Genomic DNA, 17418 nt, shown 5'->3' with positions numbered 1-17418 from the left:
GAAGAAATAAGAAAAATTAAGAGAAGAAATGTCTGCACCTTCCTTCTCTCAACTACCCATTTATTTTATTTAACCATATCAGGATCGTAGTCATAAAATCCTGTATCAAGGAAACGGTTTTTAGGGTGAAGTTTACGCACTTCTTCATCCAGCAAGAAGGCTTGGTCATGGCTAAAGTTACCCTCTTGGATTGAGCTACGTGCTTGGATAAAGAGTTTTGCAATCTCAACAAAGTTCTGACCAGGAGTGTAGAGCCCTTCTAGTTTCCAGTGAGTAAAGCCATGCTCTACCAATTCTGTCAATTTTGTCATCAAATCAAGGTCATTGTTGGCAAAGATGTGGGTACCATGATTGTCTTCAAAAATGGAATAGTGGCTCTCTGGGTCACTTGGCTCAGCCAAGAAAAGATCACGCTTACGCGTCTTTTCATCATCGATATGCGTAAAGTTATAGTAGTTTTGCAAGAGCGGACGTTTGGAATGGTGAATAACACTAGCGCCATACACCAAAACTTCAGCAGGAATTTCCAAAATCTCTGGCATTTTGAAAAGTTCAGCTGATGGAATTTCACGCGCCAAAACAGCCTCAGACGCACCAGCCTTTTGGCCCCAGAAGTTGATCTGACGACTGCTAGTTACCATAGTCGAAGCATCATAGATGGTTTTAAAGGAATAACCATCGCGATTGACCACGTAAAAGACACCCGCATCTCCTACTGTAATATAGTCTGTCTTGATTTCTTCCAAGAAATCTAAGAAAGGCTTGATACAGTCCATCATATCTTGGTGCATGAGGGCATTGACTGCAACAATCAATTTCTTACCAGCATTATGAACTAGCTCAGCGATTTCACGCAATTGGTCATGACTAAAGGTCGTTGGCAGACGAAGGCCAAAATCTTTCTCACCGACATAGATACGGTCTACGCCAGCCTCGAGTAGTTGTTCAATTTGTTCAATACTTTCAGCAGTTGCTGTAATGATAATCTTTTCCATAAGCAAAATTATACCATATTTCTCAAAAATCAGCTATGAATACTGGGAGTTTTCTAAAAAGTCAAAGTCATTTTTAAAGTTTATACTCAATGAAAATCAAAGAGCAAACTAGGAAGCTAACCGTAGGCTGCTCAAAATACTGTTTTGAGGTTGCAGATGGAAGTTGACGTAGTTTGAAGAGATTTTCGAAGAGTATTACAATCAAAAAGTGAACAGTAACTAGCACCGTTCACTTTATTTTATGCATGTGTTTTTTCAACTAGGTGGCCATCATTCATAACATAAACACGGTCAACCTTATCAAGAAGGCGTGTATCATGTGTAATCATGACAACTCCTCTTCCTTGTTCATGGGCAATGGCAGCCAACATCTCCGTTACTTGGTAAGCACGCTGGGTATCCAGACTGGCTGTTGGCTCGTCTGCAAGCACGATACTTGGATTGTTATAAAGTGCTCTAGCAATTGCAGCCCGTTGACGTTCTCCACCTGATAAAGACTTGGGATACTGATCTTGTACCTTTTCTAAATCCAACAAGTCAAATAACTCTTTTCGATCACTTTTACTATTTTTTCCTTTGTCCAGTCTGTCAATCAAATCCAGCTGTTCCTTGACAGTAAGAAAAGGAATTAAGTTAGAAGCCTGAAGAATGAAGCCAAACTCTCTAAAACGGAGGTCTGTTTTCTCCTTCTCCGTCAAACTTCCTGTTTCCTTCCCCTTTACCAAAATCTTTCCACTCGATGCTTCCTGAAGTTGACCTAGAGTCGTTAGAAAGGTCGTCTTTCCAGAGCCAGAAGGTCCGACGATAGCCACGAACTCTCCTGCATTTAGCTGAAAATTCGTCTCATGCAGGGCTACGACTTTCATCTTTCCTTCCCCGTAGGTTTTTATCACTTGAGTCATTTCAATCAATGCTGTCATACTATTCTCCTTATCATTCTGCAATCGCAGTAATCGGGTCCACCTTTAGCAAGCGTGGAAGTGAAATGACACCACCTAGAAGGGCCATCAAGGAAATTACCAAGCTTAGGACAGAATAGGCTATCCAACTTGGGTAGAAAAAGAAGGTAGCTGGTAAGACTAAAATCACTCCGCCAATAGCCAGCAAGGCTAAAGCAATCCCCATACCAGCTAGGAGGAAGATTTGACAGAACAGAGACCATACAATGGTTTTGATCTGTATTCCCTGAGCTCGCATTATTCCATAAAGTCCTAGTTTTTGAATGGTAATGATATAAACAAAAATCCCCACAATCAAGCCTGTGATAACAATCATAGCAAGAATCATTCCTGAAAATACATTAACCTGAGGTGTATAACCAGGAATTTTCGATATCATTTTTGGAATAGAAATCTGTTTCAGTCCATCGCCAGCCACTTCTATATCATTTTTCAATACTAAGGCAGAGATGGAACGATTGGCTTTCAAGGTTCCTTGTAAGGTCCAATAAGTTGTCAGACTCGTAAAGACAACAGGCTCAGTGAAAAATTTATTTCCTTGAGTCAGACCTACAATCTTGTAACCTGTCTCGCTTCCATTGAGTTGAATGGCATCACCTAGCTTCATTCCATAATTCTCAAAGGACTGATCCACGACAACCTCATCATCTCTTTCAGGATAACGACCCTCCGTCAAACTAGGTGAGATAAAAGCGTCCCAGTCTTGAGCAAAAATGGAAACATTAACCTTTTCACTACCATCGACTAGATTGGTTACAGCGAACATATAGCCCAATGGAGCAGCCTCTTCTGAACTCTTATCCTTGTAGTCCTTTTCAGGAATAAAGGATGCTGTCAAATTATCATTTGCGTAGTCAGATAAAACCACACCTGTCGCTTGCCAATTATCAATAGCGGCTCGGTTGTTTCGCACAAGACCAAGAGCTAAACTGGTCATAAAAAAGACCATGAAAGTGATAAGAAAAATGGTAGTTAAAATCAAACTATATCGAAGTTTGTTTTGTACTATTTCTTTGATAGCAAGATACATGCTTATCTCCTTTAACGTTGCCAAGAGGTATCGATCAGACACCCCACTACTATAAAAATAGGAGACAGAAAATCTGTCTCTGTATTCAAAACAAATCTCACTAATTACATTAAATAAAATCAAGAAAATAATGAAATAAATTTTCGTAAAAAAATCATTTAGTAGCTCTATTTCCTTGCGAATATAAGTAATTATGAATATTAATAAATATTTGCTGTCCATCCATCTTATCATTTTCACATTATCGTGTCAAGAAAAGTTATTTTGAAAAGGGACTTTATTCTTTTTGTAACCTTTCTGTAATAATTCTCTGCTGAAAAAATGATAAAATAGGTATGTGCTGTTAAGGAGAGAATAATGCCCGTAAGAAAATTACAATCCTATGAGGTAGACCATCAAGAAGAATTAAACCATCAGGTTCCTCGCTATCAAGATTATACACCTGAAGCGCAATCTGATGCCAACCTCAAGGAAATCCTATTTTTTGTTAATATCGCTGTTTTTTGTATTTGTGTTGCTATCTTTAGTTTTATCTTTTTAGCATTAAAATTATCAACTGCTCTTGCCTTTGTTGCAGCAATCGGATCCAGTTTACTTGTCTTAAAAGTTCAACGATCTATTATCAAACGAAAACGTAGAAGATAAATCCAAAATATCGCCCCAGCTGGAGCGATATTTTTATTTTTTCTTTTTAGATGGTGTCTGAATGGCAATCTTCACTTCAAAGATTGTTCCTTTTGGTTTGTTATCTTTAACAGTAATGCTTCCTTTTAAGGCATCTACAATTTGCTTGGCTAGGGATAAACCTAAACCAAAGCCACCTTTTTGACGGGTTCTGGCCTTATCCACTCGATAAAATCGATCAAAGATTTTCTTCTTATCTTCTGCGGAAATACCGACTCCATTATCAGAAACAAGTAAATACAGATTTCGATCAGTCGCTGAAATCATAAAATCAATTTCACCATCCTCCTCAGTATATTTGATAGCATTATCAAATAGGATGGTCATCAGTTGTTTTAAAAGAAGCTGATCTGTGACAATCGTTCGATGGATCCGATTTTCAAAACGGAAGACACGGTCATTTTCAGAAGCAATCATCTCATAGTTTGTGAAAGTCGTATTAAAAAAACTGGTTGGAACTTCTGCAAGCTCAGGCTTAATTCCATCATCTCTACGAGCTAAATTCAACAAGTTTGTCGTCAAAAACCGCATATTTCGGACTTCTTCCAAACTTGATGCAATGCTTTCGCTCACCTCCATAATGGTTGCTTCTGGCTTACGAAAAAGGGTCTCTAAACGATTTTGCAAAACCGCAAGTGGAGTTCGTAACTCATGACTGGCATTTTCCACAAAGGACTGTTGCTTCTGCATGCTCTCAAGCAGAGGACGAACACTGACCCTAGCTAGATAGAGACTGGCAAGCAAAGACAGAATCCAGAAACTTGCCATCACAATCACAATCAATTGCTCATGCTTTTGACTGGCTTGCTCCAACTGACTCGTATTAATCAAGACAGCTGCATACTTGATGTTGGTTGAAACCGAACTGATATTGGTTTCCATCAAAATCATGCGATAGATTTCTTCTTGTCCATAGCTATTAAAAACTTGAATCTGATAGATATGTCCTAGTTCTTTTTTCTCTAACTTAATCTTATCCAATCCCAAAAATCGGTTTCCAGAAAGTAGTTGGGTAAAATTCTTATCCAAAAGAATAACCTCCGTATTGGAACTGACATTGGGTTTTACTTCAGTCTTGCTAGTATCTGTAGCGGCATTCTCTAAATCTTTAATCTCTTCTGTTGCCCTATTTATAGCAAGCTGAATAACTGCTTGAGGATTCTTACTCAAACCATGGAGCGTATCATCCACCGAAGTATAAAGACTCGAATGCATGACCTGTAAAATAATCAAGGTCATGGTAGAGAAAATCAGAGTGAAGACACCAAAATTGCGGATAAAATAACTAAAGTCATCCGCATACCATGTTTTTTTTAGTTTACTGAACATCTTTTAAAATATACCCAACACTGCGCAAGGTTTGCAAATTCTCTGCAAAAGTGGTTCCTTTTAGTTTCTTACGGACTTTTGAAACATAAACTTCGACAACTGAAATCGTTGTGTCACTATCAAATCCCCATAGACGATCAAAAATCTGAGTCTTCGGCAAAATAACATTTTGATTTTGAAGGAAATAAACTAATAAATCAAACTCTTTACCCAGCAATTCGACAGGAGTATCTTCGACTTTTACTGTATTTGTAGATAGATTAACTACAATATTTCCATAAGTCAAGGTGTTTTCATTAAACTTACCTGAACGTTTGAGAAGGGCTTGAATCCTCATTTTGAGTTCCTCTAAGTAGAAAGGTTTGGTCAGATAATCATCCGCTCCCAGTTCAAATCCATGTCCCTTGTCATCCAAACTTTCCTTGGCAGTCATGATCAGAACTGGAGTCGTAATCCCCTTTTCACGCAATTCTTTCAATACTTGGAAGCCATTTTTTTCAGGCAACATCAAATCAAGCAAAATCAAATCATAGACGCCACTTTCAGCTTCGTAGAGACCTTCTTCCCCATCAAATACCTGCATGACATCCGCAAAATCGTCTAAAAAGTCAAATACCGAATTTGACAGGCCTAGGTCATCCTCAACCAATAAGATTTTTATCATGAGAAACTCCTCCTTATTAAAACCATTATACCAAATTTGCCTTAAAAAAAACTCAACTCTCTGCATTTTATACTCAATGAAAATCAAAGAGCAAACTAGGAAGCTAGCCGCAGGCTGTACTTGAGTACGGTAAGGCGACGCTGACGTGGTTTGAATTTGATTTTCGAAGAGTATTACATGAGATAGCTGAGTTTTATTTTCATTTAGGCTTATTTATGCATTTCCGTATTGAAGAACGACTGCTTCCACTGCAGCTTTTTCACGGTTAATCAAGTCAACACGCGCTGCAATTTCCTTGATTCCCATACCGATGTTACGGCTAAGAGCAAGATCAGAAAGTTGTGGTTCAAAGAATTCCTTGTACTCTGCCAAGCGTTGCTGAGTCTTAAATACGTGTGCAGGAAGGATAACAAAGCTATCAAAGCTCATATCTCCACCAAGAGCTGCCTTAATCCAAGCCCAGTTTTCACGCGCCCAAGACCAAGCTGTTTCCTGAGTTGCTTGATGAGCTAGGAATTGGTAATACCAAGCAGACAAGTCTTGTGGTTTGACTACAAATTTGTCCTTCCAAGAAGTAATCAAGGTTTGGATATTATCCGCATCTTTACTATAGGCAAGAGCGGCTGCCAACTGGCGTTTAAAGACAGCATCTGTTGCGTGAGTATAAGTATCAAGATAAAGTGCTAACAAGTCTTTGGCCTCATGATGTTTCATCTCATTGATCAGAACTTGTGAGCGAATAGCTGCTGGAAGTCCTGCAAGATTCTCCTTGTGAGCCGCGAAGATTTGGCTAGCGACTTGACTAGCTTCTGCATCATTTGAGCGAATCATCATAGAAACAGCCAACTGACGAACCAATTCATCCTCATCTGATTCACCATCTTTAGCTTCAAAACCAAGACGGTCATAGTTGTGACGAGCCAACTTAGCAACCAAGGCTTTGAAGGCTCTTTCAGCTTCTGTTCCTTCATCGATGAAGCGCTCAAGAGCAGAAATTACTTGAGAAACAGCTGAAACGACAAGGTAAGATTCTTCCTTAGCAAGTTTATCAAGGACTGGAAGCAAGTCTGCATAAGAAATGTGTCCTGCCTCAGCAAGCAAACGACGTTCTTGAACAATTTGTAGTTTGCTTGTGTTATCAAGCTCAACTAGGTCAGCAAGAACTGCATCCAACAAGTCTCCTTGATAATCTGTAATGTAGTGGGCTGTATTTTCAGTGTTGAGACGAAGAGCTCCGTCATTTTCAGCAAGAAGAGCTGCGTAGCCTGGAATTTCGATGCTTTCAGTTTCAAGTGTATCAGGCAAGCCTTTCCAGTTGCTATTGAGTGGCACAACCCAGAGACGGTTCTTATCTTCGTGCTCACCGATGAAGAATTGTTTTTGTGAAATCTTCAAGACATCATTTTCAACTTTGACAGTGAGAACTGGATAACCAGGTTGTTCCAACCAAGAATCCATGAAGGCTGCGACATCACGGCCAGATGCTTGACCAAGAGCATCCCAAAGGTCACGACCAATGGTATTGCTGTATTGATGTTTTTCAAAGTAGGCATGTAAACCTTTAGCAAAATCGGCATCACCTAGCCAACGACGAAGCATGTGCATGAGGCGACTTCCTTTGGCATAGACGATAGCGCCGTCAAAGAGCGTATTGATTTCATCTGGATGTTTCACTTCGACGTGAACAGATTGAACACCATCAGTCGCATCACGTTTTAAGGCAGACGGAACACCACCTGTTTGGAAATCTTCAAAGATATTCCAGCTTGGTTCAATAGCATCCACACAGACGTACTCCATCATGTTAGCAAAGCTTTCATTGAGCCAAAGGTCATCCCACCATTTCATAGTAACGAGGTTACCAAACCATTGGTGAGCCAACTCATGGGCCACAACAAGGGCAACTTGTTGACGGCTGGCAAATGTTGAGTTCTCATCTACAACCAAGTAAACTTCACGGTAGGTCACAAGACCCCAGTTTTCCATAGCTCCAGCTGAGAAGTCAGGAAGAGCGATGTGAAGAGATTGAGGGATTGGGTACTTAACTCCATAGTAATCTTCGTAAAACTCGATAGAACGAACAGCAATGTCCAGTGAGAAATCAAGGTTTGATAGTGGATGAGCTTTGGTTGAATAAACACCTACGAGGGTACCGTTTTTAGTTTTAGCCGTCACACCTTGCAAATCACCAGCAACAAAGGCCAACAAGTAAGAAGACATGCGAGGTGTTGTCTCAAACTTCCAGATACCTGTTTCCTTACGGTTTTCAACATCGATTTCTGGCATGTTTGATAAGGCCAATTCTCCTTCTGATTGGTCAAAACGAAGTGCTAAGTCAAAGGTTGCTTTTGCTTCTGGCTCATCCACACACGGGAAGGCTTCACGGGCAAAGTGGCTCTCAAACTGAGTAGACAAGACTTCCTTCTTGACTCCATCAACTGTGTAGTAAGATGGGTAAATTCCTGTCATGTTGTCTGTGATTTTTCCTGAAAAAGCGATAACCACTTCAACTTGACCTGCTTCCGCAAGTTCAATATGAAGGGCTTCATTGTCATGGTCAACTGTAAATGGACGAGCTTGTCCTGCTACTTCAACTGAAGCAATTTCTAAGTCCTTTTGGTGAAGGGAAATTCGGTCACTTTGAGCTTGACCAGTAATGGTTACTTTTCCTGAAAAAGTCTTGGTCTCACGACTCAAGTCTAAAAATAAATCATAATGTTCAGGAACAAATTGCTTAATAAAATGTTCAACTGCTTGCATAGTTTTCTCCTATCTAAGTTTAAGAGCTAGAGCTCTTCTTCAAACAAACTTATTATATCATGTTTTGCCGGAGAAAAAAGGATTGGACGGTGATTTCCAAAACTTTCTTCCGTCTAACAGTCTACAGTGGGTAGACCTTACGAAATTCTTCTAAAACAACCTTGCTTTCAGGTGTAAAAGTCAGTCCTGCTTCTTTCAGCCACTCGGCGAAACACTCCTCATGAACCTGGCGCCAATAGGCTAGGGATTTGTCTCCCTCACCTTCCTTATAGGCATGGTCAGCTGAAACTTGATGAAAAGGTTGAACGGAAACCTTTGTAATTTCGACAATACAGACAGCCTGATTTTGACTATCTAAAATGATGTCAAAGGTGCCTTCTTGCGGAAGGGGTTTGTCCTCTAGTACGTAGAGGTCATAAGCCGACGCTGTTGCAGTCTTTTCGCCTTTTAAAACCAAATCTGCCAAAAGGTCTGCTTCCACTCCAAAAGCCCAAGCATCGATTTCATCTCCGATAGAGGGGTTAATTTGCTTGTAGGCATTCCATATTTCTTTCGGTGTCATGGGTGCTCCTTTGTAATTTCTTACTTTCTTCTTTTATATGTTTGAGATGATCTGGATGGTCAATCTCTAAATTAAAAATCTCTGGAATAGAACTATAGTGGATAATACATTCGATACCCAACTGATTCATTTTTTGTATGAAAGAAACATTCAGATATCCTGCTACAGCAAAGTCAATCTTTTTCGTCCTTGCTTTATCCTGCATCTGTCTTAGCATATCTAACATTATTGGACTTTCCATATCATGCCATTGACTGTTTCTCACAGTCGCAAAAACAAAAGAAGTCAAATCATTCATTCCAACTACAATCTTTGAAATACCAGCTTCCAGTATCCTGTCCAAGTCAAAATAAGCTGACGGTAATTCAATCATCGTGCCAACTTTCCCAGTAAAACCATGCTGACGCAACACTCTAATAGCTTGCTTTAACTGCTCAGCATCATTGACAAAAGGAAAGATAACAGATAGATTGGGGTTGTTTTGATAAACTTCTGTAACGACATTTACCTCAGCCTGAAATTCATCCAAACACGCCAGCAAACGCCTAGTTCCTCTATATCCAAACAAAGGATGACGTTCGTCAAAATACTCTTTAGTCCCCTTTAGACAATTAGCTTCTGTATTCGTTAATTCAGAAAAACGATACCAAACTTCCTTACCTGAGTACAGGGAGCAGATAGTCTCTAGATAAGCTTTTACAAATTGCTGACAACTTGGTAACAGGATGTTTTGATTGAGCTCTCTCAACAAATATTCCCCACGAATCATGCCGACGTGGTGCAATAGTTGAGGGTAAACTTTTTCATCAAGTTTCTCGCCACTAAGGGCTAGCTGGTTTTTCATAGCCATTCACCTCGTCTTAAAAGATACAATATAATATATTATTTAATTCTTTCCTCTAGCTCAAAAGCTTCATAAGGTTCAACTAACTCATATCCTAAAAATTCTGCTACTTTTTTGGAAGCCTCGTTATGAGCATCCCAAAGTGGAAACATATCTCTATTTAAACTCTCTAGAATCATTGCAGCACCAAGCTTTTTAGCAAAGCCATTTCCTTGTTCGTTTGGTCTAGTTGCAACTTCCACTTCAACTGCTCCACGGTAAACTAACCCTGAGGAAATCCCAGCAATCAGTTCTTTATTTTTAAGAACCACAAAGCCAAATCCACCTTTTAAAGAAAAATCCTGATAGGACTCAAAATCTCCCTTTAAATCTTGTGACCATTCTTCCTCAGAAAGGCAGTTAAAAATACGATTATCAATAGGTACAATATTGTAACCTTCCTCTATATGAGTAACTAGATTATTTAAAAATTCAACTTGAAAATTTGCCTTATCTTTAAAAGAATAGCGAGTAAAAGAATTTAGCCCCACTTTCCGATGCAGAAAATCTTGCCAATTGGTATTTTCTGAAATAATAATCTTATAATCTAAACCATATTTCCTAACAAAATCTTCCCAAAATCTGGAGTTCAACTCCCCTGCTAGGTATAGAAAATTCCCAATATCATAAAAACTTGTTGTCCCATCACTGTTTCGGTAGACAGTTCCAATTTGAGATTCAAGACCATAGAGAACCATATTTTTCTTCCATGTTTTAAATAGTTCCATTATCCCCCCCTACTTCACCTTTCAATTCATGTAAGAAGTCTTGTCCAGTTCTGGAAATCCTAATAATTCAGACTTAACCTTCAAGACTAATGACGATGCATTTTCTTCTGTGATCTCTTGAATATCCATCCAACTCCTCCTATTTCAAAGACCAGCCACCATCTATTGTCAAGATTTGTCCCTGCATGGCAGAGGCCTTTCCAGTAGCCAAAAAGAGACTGATTTCTGCCACTTCCTCTGGTTCAATCCAGCGTTTGATTGGTGTTTCACTAGCCACCCAGTCTGCTAAGCCACCGGGTTCAAAGTCTGCAGCGGTCATAGCCGTCTTGACTGCTCCTGGAGCAATCCCAAAGACCTGAATCCCAGCTTCAGCATAGTCTAGAGCCAGCTGCTTGGTGAAGCCAGCCAAGGCGTGCTTCGAAGAAGTATAGGCATGACCACCTCCACCTGCTAGACTTGAAGCAATGGAACACATATTGATAATGATTCCCTTTTTATTTTCCAGCATTTGGGTCAAATAATGCCGAGACATCTCAACTGGAGTCACATAGTTGATTTCAAAAATCTCTTGAATTTCCTGGGCTGATTGTTCCAAAAGTGGTTTATAATCATCCAACACTCCAGCAGTATTGCAGAGAACATCAACTCGAGGACACCAATCAAAAATTGGTTCCAAGTCAAGCGTTAGATCACGTTGTAGAAAACGAAAGTCACCCTGTAAATCAGGATTTTCACCTTGGTCAACTCCATAAACTTGAAAGCCATTCTCTAAAAAGAGGCGAGCTTGAGCCAGACCAATCCCTGAACTCACTCCTGTAATGAGTACACGACTAGTCATGCACTTCTACCCAATCTGTCGCCAAAACATCACAAGGTGTCGGACTCCACATGGAAAAACCTTCTCCTTCTCCAGACACATTGATTAGGAAATAAGGTGTCACTTCAAGTGCAACCCCGTTTTGTTCAATGGTGTCAAAAAGTTGGACATAGTTTTCAGCACCTCCCCAACCAGTTCGTACATATTTTTTCTTAGCCTTTAATCCAGGCAGGATCTCTTCAAATGTCATGTTTTTCTCCTTTAATGTCAATAATTCTCCCCTTCATTATAACAAAAAAAACCGCTTTAAAACGGCTTTTTGACTGTGATTTATTTACATCTGCTTCTACTTACGGTAAATTATTCCCTGCTGCAAGATAAATTTCATACCATTCTTTTCTTGTTAAGCTAAAGTTTGCCGCTTGGCTAACTTCTCTCAAGTGCTTAGGATTTGTTGTACCTACGACTGCCTGCATTTTTGCTGGATAACGCAATACCCAAGAAATGGCAATAGTTGAAGATGTTACTCCATATTTAATAGCTAAACGATCAAGTACTTGGTTTAAAGCTTGAAATTTCTCATTTCCAACAAAATTCCCTTTAAAATACCCGAATTGTAAGACAGACCATGCTTGAATGACAACATCGTGTAATTGACAATATTCAAAAATGCTGCCATCTCGCATAGCTGCTTGACTATCTTCCATATTAACATGAAAACCTGATTCGAATCCTGGAGTAAAAGCTGCACTCAATTGTAGCTGATTAACAGCTAACGGCTGCTTGACATCTTTTTTAAGTAACTCCATCATCATAGGATTTTGATTAGAAACTCCAAAATCTCGAACCTTACCTTGTTTATAAAGAAGATCAAAGGCTTCTGCTACTTGGTCAGCTTCCATCAAAGCATCTGGTCGATGGAGAAGCAAGCTATCTAGGTAATCAACCTGCAATCTTTTTAAAATTCCATCAACTGATTCTAAAATATAATCTTTTGAAAAATCAAAATAGGTAAATTCCTCAATGCGAATACCACACTTGGACTGAATCCACATCTTCTCTCGCAGGTCAGGACGATTGTTTAACACTTGACCCAGTAATTCTTCGCAACGACCTCCACCATATATGTCAGCCAAGTCGAAAGCATTGATTCCAACAGACAGGGCTGTTTCTACAAGCTCTTCAACTTCTTTTACAGACTTGTCACTGATTCGCATCATGCCTAGGACAATTTCTGATAGTTCTCTTTTCTCTTGACCAAGAGTTATGTATCTCATCAAATTTTTCTCCTTTAATTTCTAACATCCTCCCCTTCATTATAACAAAAAACCGCTTTGCAACGGTTTTTTGACTATATTTCACTCCATTTTATCTTCTTAGACCCACGGAACAAGAGAAAAATACCAATAAAGAGGACAGCTAAAGGAATGAATTTTGTAAAGAAAACATTTGAAATGCCCATCCACTTATAGTAACGGAGCAGAGAACCTACAATAAGGTGGGCAACAATCATGCTATTAAAGGGACGAAAAATCGGTTCTTTCCAATTCCAAATACTGATGACCAGCGAAATCGTAAAGACAAGGAAACTATCCCAGGGAGCCGGAAGATTTAAGACTCCTTCTTGTATGAAACTTCCCATTCCTACATATCCTAGAACGACTAGCAGAACAAGAATTCCAACGACAATATAAGTGCCGATTTTCATCTTAAGAGAATCTTGAACTAAACTCCATCGTAAAATTGTAGCCACAAGCCAAAATCCAATCAAAAAAAGAAGAAGTTGCCCTAAAAACGTGAGCAAATTGACTGTTAAGAGAGGACCTTTAGAAAAATCACCTAGCAGTTGATAGTAACGTAATACCGCTAATACAAGAATTGGTGTCAAAAGGGACTCTTTAATAGAACTGCGTGGTGCTTCCTTGAGCATCTCTTTCATTAATTTTTTAGGATTCTTACCTAGATAATCCTCTGCACTCATACCATCTCGTTCTGCTTCTGAGAAATCTAACATCATCAAATAGATCTGCTCTCTAAGATAGTCCTCATCATAGAGAAATCCAGCAAGATTAAAACTATCCCACAGTTCCTCAAAATACTGCTGATTCTCCTCAGAAAACTCATGCAACAAAGCGCTTGTTTCTTCATAATACTTCATTTTCTTCATGGTTTACCCTCCATTCTTAATTCCTTCTACTTTTTGACTCAAATCGTCCCATTGTTGCCAAAAGACTGAGACACGCTCTTCTCCTTCTTTGGTTAACGAAAAATACTTCCGATCTGGACCATCTGGCGACGGGCGCATGTCACCTCTTATCCATTGATTTTTTTCTAACTTTTGCAACAAAGGATAAATAGTTCCTGGAACGATAGTGTCAAATCCAGCATCTCGCAAAGTCTGAACCAACTCATAACCATACCGCTCTTTTTGACCAATCATATCCAAGACACAACCTTCAAGAACACCTTTTAATAGCTGAGTTTCTTTCATCACTTCCCCTTTCTATCTATTTTGTAATACCTACTAGTAGCTTCATCTATAATATACCACTTTCTCACTAGTTTGTAAAGCATAATAGTCAAAATAAAAAAAAAACAGAACTAGCATGAACTAGTCCTGTCTATTGTTACCCAATCACACTTCCGTTTGGTACAGCTGGATCAACTGTGAGAAGGGTTAATTTTCCATCATGTTCAGCTGAGAGAATCATCCCTTGGCTGACATATTTTTTCATCATTTTACGTGGTTTGAGGTTGGCAACGATTTGGACTTTCTTGCCCACCAATTCTTGTTCATTTGGATAGTATTTCGCAATACCAGAAAGGATTTGACGATCTTCACCATCACCAGCATCCAAGCGGAATTGAAGCAACTTATCTGAACCTTCTACTTTAGACACTTCTTTGACTTCTGCGACATGGATTTCGACCTTGTCAAAGTCTTCAAACTTGATTTCTTCCTTGTTTAGTTTGAGTTCAACTTCGTCTGGGTTCCACTCTTTTTCGACAGCTGGCTTGTTGCCTTCCATTTGTTCCTTGATATAGGCGATTTCTGCTTCCATATCGAGACGTGGGAAGATTGGTGTTCCTTTGGCAACTACAGTCACACCTGCAGGGAAATCAGCCAAGCTCAAGTTTTCAAGGCTCGCTACTTCTTCCAAGCCAAGTTGAGTCAAGACTGAACGACTGGTTTCCATCATAAATGGTTCAATCAAGTGAGCTACGACACGAAGGCTAGCTGCCAAGTGACTCATCACACTTGCCAATTGGTCGCGAAGAGATTCATCCTTAGCCAAGACCCATGGGGCTGTCTCATCGATGTATTTGTTAGTACGAGAGATAAGTGTCCAGACTGCTTCAAGCGCACGTGGGTAGTCAACTGCTTCCATGTGAGTATGGTAGTCAGCGATTGATTGTTCTGCAACCTCAGCAAGAGCATGGTCAAATTCTGTCACACCTTCAACATAGGCTGGAACTTTTCCATCAAAGTACTTGTTGATCATTGAAACCGTACGGTTGAGGAGGTTCCCAAGGTCATTGGCTAGTTCATAGTTGATACGGCCTACATAGTCTTCAGGAGTGAAGGTTCCATCTGAACCAACTGGAAGGCTACGCATGAGGTAGTAACGAAGTGGATCGAGACCATAGCGCTCTACCAACATTTCAGGATAAACAACATTCCCTTTAGACTTGGACATCTTGCCGTCTTTCATGACAAACCATCCATGGGCAATCAAACGGTCAGGCAATTTGATATCCAACATCATAAGAAGGATTGGCCAGTAGATGGAGTGGAAACGAAGGATGTCTTTCCCAACCATATGGAAGACTGTTCCATTCCAGAACTTGTCAAAGTTACCATGTTCATCTTGACCGTATCCAAGCGCTGTCGCATAGTTGAGCAGAGCATCAATCCAAACGTAGACAACGTGCTTTGGATTTGATGGGACTTGTACACCCCAGGTAAAGGTTGTACGAGAAACCGCCAAGTCTTCCAAACCTGGCTCAATGAAGTTTTTCAGCATTTCATTAAGGCGACCATCTGGAGTGATGAAGTTAGGATGAGCTTTGAAAAATTCGACCAAGCTGTCTTGGTATTTGCTGAGGCGAAGGAAGTAAGATTCTTCTGAAACCCATTCAACCTCGTGACCTGATGGAGCGATACCACCCGTTACATTTCCAGCTTCGTCACGGAAAACTTCTGCAAGCTGGCTTTCTGTAAAGAATTCCTCATCCGATACTGAATACCAACCAGAATATTCACCTAGGTAGATGTCATCTTGATCAAGCAAGCGTTCAAAAACTTGCGCTACTACTTTTTCATGGTAGTCATCAGTTGTACGGATGAATTTATCGTATGAGATATCAAGCAATTTCCAGAGTTCTTTAACTCCAACTGCCATGCCATCAACATAGGCTTGAGGTGTGATGCCAGCTTCTTCTGCTTTTTGTTGAATCTTTTGACCATGCTCATCCAGACCTGTCAAATAAAAGACATCGTAGCCCATCAGGCGTTTGTAGCGAGCTAAGACATCACAAGCGATGGTAGTGTAGGCAGAACCGATATGAAGTTTACCAGATGGATAGTAAATCGGCGTTGTAATATAAAAATTCTTTTCAGACATAATATTTCCTTTCCAGGCAAATGAAACCTGTTTTTCTAACACTTCATTATATCATATTTTGATGATTTTCGATAAGGAAATCCATACAAAAACAAGATAGACTAGTGTCCATCCTGTTAATCTTATTCATAACGAAGGGCTTCGATTGGATCAAGCTTCGATGCCTTGTTGGCTGGCAAGACTCCAAAAATCATACCCACGCTAGCCGAAACTGCAAGACTAAATAGGGCAACTGGAATGGATACTCCAACTTCTATCCCCGCAATCAAACCTTGCAGTAACAAACCTGCTAAAGCAGTTATACCACTTGCAATTGTCAAACCAATTAATCCACCTAACAAGGTCAAAATCATGGATTCAATCAAAAACTGAATTAAAATATTGGCACGTGTTGCACCCAAAGCCTTACGGAGACCAATCTCACGAGTACGCTCTGTCACCGAAACCAGCATGATGTTCATAACACCAGTCCCACCAACAAAGAGGGAAATTCCTGCAATAGCACTAATAATCGTAGTTATAAAGCCGAACATTTGTTGTACTTCTTGGAAGGCTTCAGTCGCATCTGCCACCTGATACTCCCCCTGCTGAAGACCAGCAATCTCGGTCATTTTTCTAGCTAATTCTGGTCCCACCGTTGGTGTCAAGCTGGTATCGTTAACACGGAAGACAATATCAGAAATTTCATCCATATTGAAGTTATTGGCAAGAGAAATATTAGTCGTAATCGGAAGTCCACCAATACCAAAAGTCTTGGCAGCCTTGGACTCGTCGCTAGTATAGACACCAATGACACGATAACTAAAGTCACCAACATCTATAATCTGGTTAACAGCTTCTTGAGCAGATCCAAACAGACTATTAGCAAGTTCTTGGTCTAATAAAATGACACTGGCTACATCTTTATAATCCTGAGCTATGAAACTGCGGCCTGCAACAATTTCATTTTGAACCGCCTTCATGTAAGTAATATTTCCACCTGTCAAGCTAGCGCGCTCCACTTTTTTATCTTTATAAGAAAGGGTGGTATTTGTTGAATTGGTTACATAGTAGCTATCCACTCCCTTAAGCTTAGCAGCTTCCTTAACCCAGGATTCTTGTGGTTTTGGTGGTTCCACAGGAACGTCCTCTTCTTTCCCAGACACTGTCAAAGCTGATTGTTTTTGGGTAAAAGAGCCATCTTTACTTTTAATAGGTGAGAAAAAAACACGGATATTCTTCTGTGACTTGGTCATATTTTTATTGAGCTGTCGAGACATAGAATCACCCAGAGCCATAATCACAACAACCGATGAAACACCGATAATAATCCCAATCATGGTAAGCAAAGAACGCATCTTGTGAGCCATGATAGATGAAAAGGCAAATTTCAGATTCTGCAT

Annotated in this window: 17 protein-coding genes; 1 reads left to right on the top strand and 16 read right to left on the bottom strand. The window is 39.9% G+C overall.

All coding sequences use genetic code 11. The features are described from left to right. Positions 1-65: 65 nt before the first annotated feature. The 3 genes from UKS_RS03935 to UKS_RS03925 all read right to left on the bottom strand — a co-directional run bounded on the left by UKS_RS03935 (position 66) and on the right by UKS_RS03925 (position 2984). Entirely contained in the window at positions 66-995 is a 930-nt protein-coding gene (locus UKS_RS03935) for a peptidase U32 family protein (RefSeq protein WP_156011888.1), read from the bottom strand. A 239-nt stretch (positions 996-1234) separates the two neighbouring features. Continuing rightward, on the bottom strand, positions 1235-1915 hold the full coding sequence (locus UKS_RS03930; RefSeq protein ID WP_156011887.1) for an ABC transporter ATP-binding protein: 681 nt from the start codon (positions 1913-1915) through the stop codon (positions 1235-1237). Positions 1916-1928: 13 nt separating this feature from the next. Next, positions 1929-2984: an ABC transporter permease gene (locus UKS_RS03925; RefSeq protein WP_156011886.1), complete on the bottom strand. Its 1056-nt coding sequence runs from the start codon at positions 2982-2984 to the stop codon at positions 1929-1931. Positions 2985-3341: 357 nt separating this feature from the next. On the opposite strand from UKS_RS03925, the gene UKS_RS03920 reads away from it, so the two are divergent. Further along, positions 3342-3629 carry a DUF3270 domain-containing protein gene (locus UKS_RS03920; protein ID WP_156011885.1) on the top strand — a complete coding sequence of 96 codons (288 nt, stop codon included), beginning with the start codon at positions 3342-3344 and terminating at the stop codon, positions 3627-3629. 33 nt (positions 3630-3662) lie between these two features. Here the strand turns inward: UKS_RS03920 and ciaH are convergent, their stop codons facing one another. The 13 genes from ciaH to UKS_RS03855 form a co-directional block, all read right to left on the bottom strand. Beyond that, positions 3663-4997 carry a two-component system sensor histidine kinase CiaH gene (gene ciaH, locus UKS_RS03915; RefSeq protein WP_156011884.1) on the bottom strand — a complete coding sequence of 445 codons (1335 nt, stop codon included), beginning with the start codon at positions 4995-4997 and terminating at the stop codon, positions 3663-3665. Then, positions 4987-5661, bottom strand: a complete 675-nt coding sequence (gene ciaR, locus UKS_RS03910) for a two-component system response regulator CiaR (protein WP_000590639.1) — start codon at positions 5659-5661, stop codon at positions 4987-4989. Before ciaR ends, ciaH begins: the two co-directional genes overlap by 11 nt. Before the next feature lie 213 nt (positions 5662-5874). Then, positions 5875-8421 carry a M1 family metallopeptidase gene (locus UKS_RS03905; RefSeq protein ID WP_156011883.1) on the bottom strand — a complete coding sequence of 849 codons (2547 nt, stop codon included), beginning with the start codon at positions 8419-8421 and terminating at the stop codon, positions 5875-5877. A gap of 121 nt (positions 8422-8542) precedes the next feature. Further along, complete coding sequence (locus tag UKS_RS03900; RefSeq protein ID WP_156011882.1) at positions 8543-8983, bottom strand: ASCH domain-containing protein; 441 nt, start codon at positions 8981-8983, stop codon at positions 8543-8545. Then, positions 8943-9827, bottom strand: coding sequence for a putative PEP-binding protein (locus tag UKS_RS03895; RefSeq protein WP_173020456.1), 885 nt, complete (start codon positions 9825-9827; stop codon positions 8943-8945). Before UKS_RS03895 ends, UKS_RS03900 begins: the two co-directional genes overlap by 41 nt. A 38-nt stretch (positions 9828-9865) precedes the next feature. Next, positions 9866-10594 (bottom strand): GNAT family N-acetyltransferase, encoded by a 729-nt coding sequence (locus UKS_RS03890; RefSeq protein ID WP_049495230.1) that lies wholly within the window; start codon positions 10592-10594, stop codon positions 9866-9868. 139 nt (positions 10595-10733) lie between these two features. Then, positions 10734-11432, bottom strand: coding sequence for a 3-oxoacyl-ACP reductase (locus UKS_RS03885; RefSeq protein WP_156011880.1), 699 nt, complete (start codon positions 11430-11432; stop codon positions 10734-10736). Next, positions 11425-11661 carry a DUF2829 domain-containing protein gene (locus UKS_RS03880; protein ID WP_000141913.1) on the bottom strand — a complete coding sequence of 79 codons (237 nt, stop codon included), beginning with the start codon at positions 11659-11661 and terminating at the stop codon, positions 11425-11427. Before UKS_RS03880 ends, UKS_RS03885 begins: the two co-directional genes overlap by 8 nt. 100 nt (positions 11662-11761) lie before the next feature. Next, positions 11762-12688, bottom strand: a complete 927-nt coding sequence (locus tag UKS_RS03875) for an aldo/keto reductase (RefSeq protein WP_049495227.1) — start codon at positions 12686-12688, stop codon at positions 11762-11764. Between the two features lie 74 nt (positions 12689-12762). Continuing rightward, positions 12763-13578 (bottom strand): hypothetical protein, encoded by an 816-nt coding sequence (locus tag UKS_RS03870; protein WP_156011879.1) that lies wholly within the window; start codon positions 13576-13578, stop codon positions 12763-12765. Positions 13579-13581: 3 nt separating this feature from the next. Then, positions 13582-13902, bottom strand: coding sequence for a PadR family transcriptional regulator (locus tag UKS_RS03865; RefSeq protein WP_049495225.1), 321 nt, complete (start codon positions 13900-13902; stop codon positions 13582-13584). Between the two features lie 136 nt (positions 13903-14038). After that, positions 14039-16036, bottom strand: coding sequence for a methionine--tRNA ligase (gene metG, locus UKS_RS03860; RefSeq protein WP_156011878.1), 1998 nt, complete (start codon positions 16034-16036; stop codon positions 14039-14041). A 122-nt stretch (positions 16037-16158) separates the two neighbouring features. Further along, positions 16159-17418 carry an ABC transporter permease gene (locus UKS_RS03855; protein WP_049495222.1) on the bottom strand — a complete coding sequence of 420 codons (1260 nt, stop codon included), beginning with the start codon at positions 17416-17418 and terminating at the stop codon, positions 16159-16161.

Origin of the sequence: Streptococcus sp. 116-D4 (genome assembly GCF_009731465.1) — a bacterium.
Taxonomy (GTDB): domain Bacteria; phylum Bacillota; class Bacilli; order Lactobacillales; family Streptococcaceae; genus Streptococcus; species Streptococcus pseudopneumoniae_E.
The sequence above is the reverse complement of the archived record's forward strand: the minus strand, read 5'-3'. Positions and strand labels throughout refer to the sequence as shown.